Source organism: Oculatella sp. FACHB-28, from assembly GCF_014696015.1.
Lineage (GTDB): Bacteria > Cyanobacteriota > Cyanobacteriia > Elainellales > Elainellaceae > JAAUTN01.
Map to the genome: position 1 here is coordinate 1 of NZ_JACJPJ010000013.1, position 5879 is coordinate 5879.

6 protein-coding genes and 1 pseudogene are annotated in these 5879 nt (G+C 43.9%); all 7 read left to right on the forward strand.

The features are described 5' to 3' along the window. Nucleotides 1-220: 220 nt before the first annotated feature. Nucleotides 221-1027 carry a hypothetical protein gene (locus H6F88_RS00260; RefSeq protein WP_190640758.1) on the forward strand — a complete coding sequence of 269 codons (807 nt, stop codon included), beginning with the start codon at nt 221-223 and terminating at the stop codon, nt 1025-1027. A gap of 7 nt (nt 1028-1034) precedes the next feature. After that, nucleotides 1035-2414: a PD40 domain-containing protein gene (locus H6F88_RS00265; protein WP_190640759.1), complete on the forward strand. Its 1380-nt coding sequence runs from the start codon at nt 1035-1037 to the stop codon at nt 2412-2414. Between the two features lie 318 nt (nt 2415-2732). Beyond that, nucleotides 2733-3044, forward strand: a complete 312-nt coding sequence (locus H6F88_RS00270) for a DUF4278 domain-containing protein (protein ID WP_190640760.1) — start codon at nt 2733-2735, stop codon at nt 3042-3044. A gap of 331 nt (nt 3045-3375) precedes the next feature. After that, nucleotides 3376-3816, forward strand: a complete 441-nt coding sequence (locus H6F88_RS00275; RefSeq protein ID WP_190640761.1) for a hypothetical protein — start codon at nt 3376-3378, stop codon at nt 3814-3816. A gap of 147 nt (nt 3817-3963) precedes the next feature. Next, complete coding sequence (locus H6F88_RS00280; protein ID WP_190640762.1) at nt 3964-4536, forward strand: hypothetical protein; 573 nt, start codon at nt 3964-3966, stop codon at nt 4534-4536. 30 nt (nt 4537-4566) lie between these two features. After that, nucleotides 4567-5352, forward strand: a complete 786-nt coding sequence (locus H6F88_RS00285; RefSeq protein ID WP_190640763.1) for a DUF3598 family protein — start codon at nt 4567-4569, stop codon at nt 5350-5352. Nucleotides 5353-5740: 388 nt separating this feature from the next. Further along, nucleotides 5741-5879: pseudogene (locus H6F88_RS00290) on the forward strand (IS6 family transposase); the annotation flags it as partial.

Here is a 5879-nt window from a genome sequence, read left to right on the forward strand (position 1 = left end):
TCATCGACATGACAGAACAGGGATTCTAGACTAAGCATGGGGCGGTTAGATGAGTTAAAAATTAGGTACTTTCAACTCTATCTATTTCGCCCCTCCTTATCCCGAACTCACGTTATTTACATCCCATACTGATGCGGATCTTTAAGCCGTACCCATCACCAGTGACTTTAGCAGTTTGAACAGAACACATCATCCTTATTCATCACAATTGGAGATCCGTATGAATCGCTCAAAAAGCTTACTTACTCTTACCACCGCAGGGTTACTAGTAACAGCAATTGCAGTACAAGCATCTTCACCTGAGGCTTGGGAACAACATTACCAGGAAGTAAGGACGAGTTGTTTAAACGTTAGTGGCTTAAACAATGCTGAACCTGTTGGAGAAATTATTACGTTTTCAGATGACGTTGGCTATGATGCATTACTGGTGAGCGGCACCTACCCACAGCCCGACTTGAACAACCAAGCTGGACAGGTGCTTTGTCTCTTCAATCGGCAAACTCGTCAAGCCATTGTCAGTGAAGCAGATGGTCTGCAACAACCTGTGAGCGATCACTTATCTGGCGTTCCAGGTCAACCAATTGGGCAAGTCATACAGTGGGCGAACAATCACAGTTTTTTACCTCCACTCCAACCCGTTGAACAGCTTGAAGAAGACTATCCTGGCTATCAAAGTGTAGTGAATCTCGGTCAAAGACCCGGTCAATCTGCGGCGTACATCACGTTTGAGGTGTTTACTGATACAAATGGATATGTCACGAGTCAGACCATTGATTATCGAGACCCTAGCAGCATTCGTCGTCCACTCATGTTTACACAAACAGATTCTGAGGGACTACAGCTGATCGAAACCATTTATGGTGAGCAGATCAAGGACGATTTTGTTCGGTCTATTCGTTCTGAGAACGCAGACTCAAATGAATCCAGCAGCTTTACTGTGAATCATTACAGCGGAGAACTCTTTGATTATCAAACCTGGAATGACGGTTCTTCGGCTCAGTTTACTGTCGTGCGGCTAGGAGATTAAACCTTTTATGAAACACTCACTCCTTGCCCTAATTTCCTTGCTGATCCTGCCGCTCGTTTCCAGCCCGTTATCCTCTTCATTAGCCGCTACAACAGATGTTGAAACAAGACAATCAACAGAATCCTTAATTGCATTTGTTGGATATCGATATGAGGAGGATGAAGCCAAAGTAGGTCTATTTACAGTCAATAGTGATGGTGGCGATCGCCATGAACTAACTTCAACGCTAGATATCCCCCCTAATGAAGGAACAATCACAAATCCAGTTTGGTCACCTGATGGACAGCGGCTGGCATTTGTTCAATTAGGTTTTGATGGGACGTATGTTGTTTATGCCGTCAATGCCGATGGATCTAGCTTAGCCAAGTTGTTTTCAGAAGACAACTGCTCACCCGTTTCCATGCCTTTCAATGCATTTAGTTCCTACCGATTCAATGGAGTTTGGTCTGCAAATAGTCAGAATCTGGTATTTGAGAAAACCTGCTCTTCTGATGCACCAGAAATCGGCGATAGAACTGAGCTTTACGTGAGTGATACAACCCGTCCTGAAACGACGCGACTCATTCGACGTTGGATTCAATCAGACGTCGTAGTCGGCATTGAAACAAATCCGCAAACTAGAGCGATTCACTATTTAAGTCAACCCGGTCCTGAATCCAACATTGCTATTTCGTCCGATGGAGAGCAGGTTGTCTTTTCTGAAGACCGAATCACCTACCGAATGAAGACAGATGGTTCTGAGGTGACTCCATTACCAACGATTCCAGATGCTAACGTATTTACCAGCTACACTACATTTATTTGGTCACCTGATAGCGTCCATATTGCTCGTGTAGAGCGATATGTAGGAATTGACTATCAACAAGTTTATGTGCTTAATGCAGACGGAACGATTCTCAATCAAACCCGCAGACCTAGAAGCTATAGTGGTTCTTCGCCACACTTTCTTTGGTCGCCAGATAACGATCGCCTAGCGTATTATCAGCATAATTCTCCAAATGATCCCTTTGCTAAAGGCGATATCTACTCCTTGAACATCAATGGAGATGTACCCAAAAATATCACTCAACAGCGAGAGTATTATCGTGAGTTTTTATGGCTGCCAAGTGGTGAGCAGATTTTCTCAATAACCGATGGTCCAATCGTTGCCTTAATCAATGCTGATGGTTCAGGATTGGTTGATATCACGTCTCAATTTCCATCAAACTTCTTTAAGGCAGTTTGGTCTTCCACCGGTGAGCAAGTTGCTCTTGTTTCAACTGAACGCCGGTCTATGAATGATGCTCATAGACTTAGTCTGTATGTTACTAATCAAGATGGTTTAGGACTAATGCGATTAACCGACGATCGCGATTTGGACGTGATTCATGTAGTGTGGCAACCCTAATAAAGGGATCTAGCAGAGTATGGAGCTGAGAGGGTGTAGGTACTGCCTATATCCTCTTATTCGTAGTTCAATTCGTGCTTTGAAACAGGGCGCTTGCTAAACCCGCCCACACCCATGTCCGATATTCCAGACAATCGTGTACTCGAAAGTCTTGAGTAGATCTACTCAAAATATCAACAAAAGTTAGTAAGGGTTGCTGTCTTTTGCTGGCAAGTGAGTCGAGACGTTTTTCAGATGTTTCTCTCTAACAGAATCTCTACCATAGGGACAGTTAAGCAAAGAACTTAACCCACCGAGAAACTAATCAGGAGACAAATTATGAAACTCATCTACCGTGGCGTTACCTTCAATTCCAATCCAGCTAGCGATAATATCCATTGTTCAGTCCAGCGCAATGAATCACCTTGTGAGTTGATTTATCGCGGCAGCAGTTATCTCGTTGATCCAGCCACAGCGGTTGCGAAATCAACTGAATGTGAACTCACTTATCGCGGTATCACCTACCAAGTGAAGCGAAATATTAAAGGTGAAGTGACAGCAGTAACTTCTTTTACAAACTCTCCCAAACGCAAAACAGCAACGAATGCTGTGATTCAGAATGCTGCTGCTGGGTACTCAGTTGAGATGTAAAAATGGCGAAACTTATGTGCTTGGCTGTCAAACCCGTTCATAGCTACAGTTGACAGCCAAGCAACATTTCGAGAACAAATCAACTGCGAGATTAAACTCATGCTGAACTGCATAAGCGATCGCCCCTCAGAACATCAATCACACTCAACTCAAGTTTCAGTCACTCAAAAGCAGCTACTTGCTCAGAAATATTTGCAAAATCCCTTTTCTGCTTCCTTCTCGAGACTGGAGACTCCGTTTGAAGTTGAAGCTTTGAATAACTAGAAGTAGTCGGAACAAATCGGAATCTGGAAGATTGATTGCAACCCCTATTTGTACTGGAGAAACCCTCATGTCTAATCAAGCGAGTGCACTACTAACTCATTCAAGCGATGATTGTAATATCCTGCGGCAGCAAATACAGACCAGTCTTCAAAGAGCAGAAACGCAACGAAATAGGCTTAAAAACGTTGAACGTCGCTTTGGTATCGTCAACATTTGTTTTGGTGCAGCAGCAACATTCATTGCCGGACAATCAGCTATCTCAGACAATCCTTTAATCGGTAACTGGCGGGCGACGACCACTGTCGCTTCTGTCATCACACTTAGTTCAACCATCATTGGGGGTGTTCAAAAACAGCTTGCGGCTCCTGACTTGTTGACTGAGGCAAGTGAGTGTGTTGCCAAACTTAAAGCGCTAAAAGTTGAAACCATTTCACCGGCTTACGAGGTGGAACCAGTCAGCGAGGAATACCAGCAAATTCTCTCAGATTTCTCCAAAGTTGATTGTTGAAAACGGTGATGTCTGGCAAAGTTCAACAGAAATTGTTGCAACAGGTCATCAGCTAATTTCAAAAGGAATCCTCAATCGTTCCTCCAGCTCATTAGTTTTCGCTCATGTCATCTAACCAACTAAATTTACAAGGAATCCAGTAATCCCATGAAATCACAACTTACCCTAATTTCTCGTGTCCTATCCCTGTTCTCTGGTAAATTAACCTCAACGTCTACTCTCGCCAGTTTGATCGTAGTCATGGTAAGCCCCGGTATCTCCGCCTCAACAAACGCTTCCATTCAAGGTTTACCAAACGGAAATTATCGGTTTTGTAGCAATCCACCTTCTACTCAAGTGAGTGATCAAGAGCTGTTGGAAGCAGGGTACTGTTTTCTGTTTCGCAAGACAGGCAGCCAAATCGTTGGCAGCTATTTCAACCCATCACTCTCAACAGAGGATGCTGTTTGTGTTACAGGTCAGGCTAGCAATGGCATCATCAGTGGGGAAGGGTTACAGCTTTCTCAGGGTTTGCCAAATGGAATGTCAGACTTTGCAGGGGTTAGACTAACGAATTGGGACGAGTGGGGTTATTTAAGCGTTGCTAGCGCTACAGTTTTAGGAACTTACGAGCAGACTGGTTATAGCCAAATCCATCATCGTCAAGCTGTTTTGGATCTGAGTAACTTCTATCGATATAACGCAGGCATTTATTTACCTCCTACTGACTGCTTCAATTAACAACTTTAGAAGTAAAGGAAAGATAGCCTGATGAGAAATTCAGATGAAAATTGGAACAATCTCTTTGGTGAATATGCAGTCGATGAAACGGCTTGGTATGGAGACTGGACAGTATATTCCCCAAATCAAATAGTGATCAGCAGTAAGCAAGCGATTAGAGGTTTTCGATCGAATTCAGGTAACACAGTGATTACTCACATGAATCGCTATGTTGTTGCAGATGGAAATATTGAGGAGAAAACCTGGCAGATTGAGCGAGCAACCTGTAATCAGCCTGATGGCGTTGTGCATCCTGCGATGCCATTTATGCGGGCTTTATCGTTTGGTGAGGGAGCAACAGCCTGGATTGCTCCGAGGTTTGTTCCCGGAAAATCGTTTGGCGTTGAATTCTTTTTTAGAAATAACAACTGGAGAACGAGTGTTGCGATTGTCTATGGAGAAAACGGCTGTCTCGATCGCATCGTGCACATCCAGGAACATCTAGACTATTTCTCTGATAAACCGCTCAGTTTAGAAGCTTCAGAAATTTCAGGAAATTGGATTGAAAAAAAACGCTCTATGACTGCTGATTTAAGCATTTCCCCAGAAGAGGCAATTCAACTATCCTTTGATCAGTTCAGCAGCCATCACAAGATGATTTCGCTTCCCAGCAACTTGATTCTAATGCTTCCTGAGCGAGTCAATATTGATCAACCGATTCAAATTGCAGCAGCTCAGCGCACAGCAGAGCATCAACTAAAATATTTTGTGGCTCACTATGCTGTCACGGGTGCGTTTACGTCGCTAATCTCTGCATCTATGCAACGGAACGTTTGAATGCAGATGCAACAGAGCGAATGCTCAATAAAGAACAGAAAGCATTGATAGTCGATGGTTTACTTCCAGGAGCAGCCAATATGCGGAACGTTGCAATAATTGGAGCAGGTCAAGCTGGCTTGCACTTAAGGAATTAGTTTAGTTGATGTAGGGTAGAAAGTGACTTTGTTTAGCGATCGCACTGGAACAAGCAAGAACTAGAAGAATCTGGAGCAACCGTTACCTGTGAACAACTGAATGCAGCAATACAGGCGCTAGAGAGTGATGCAGACCAAATTGTGCAGATTCATAAGCCAACCTTGATTATTGGCGGCAGAAAAAGCGGTTGTGTCGCAAAAACGGGTCAATGGTAAGGTAGGTAAACTCGGCCTTGCCTTCTTCCCCTCCGATGTCTACTCATTCTTTGTTCAAGTGGCGGCATTTTTTGCCCCAGATCATCCTGCTCAACGTGCAGTGGTACTGCCGCTACTCCCTGAGCTACCGGAATTTAGAGGAGATGATGCAGGAGCGGGGCGTGGAAGTCAATC

Bases quoted from the DNA above. Each gene is read 5' to 3' on its own strand.
- H6F88_RS00260 (WP_190640758.1), top strand. From the start codon at position 221: ATGAATCGCTCAAAAAGCTTACTTACTCTTACCACCGCAGGGTTACTA.
- H6F88_RS00265 (WP_190640759.1), top strand. From the start codon at position 1,035: ATGAAACACTCACTCCTTGCCCTAATTTCCTTGCTGATCCTGCCGCTC.
- H6F88_RS00270 (WP_190640760.1), top strand. From the start codon at position 2,733: ATGAAACTCATCTACCGTGGCGTTACCTTCAATTCCAATCCAGCTAGC.
- H6F88_RS00275 (WP_190640761.1), top strand. From the start codon at position 3,376: ATGTCTAATCAAGCGAGTGCACTACTAACTCATTCAAGCGATGATTGT.
- H6F88_RS00280 (WP_190640762.1), top strand. From the start codon at position 3,964: ATGAAATCACAACTTACCCTAATTTCTCGTGTCCTATCCCTGTTCTCT.
- H6F88_RS00285 (WP_190640763.1), top strand. From the start codon at position 4,567: ATGAGAAATTCAGATGAAAATTGGAACAATCTCTTTGGTGAATATGCA.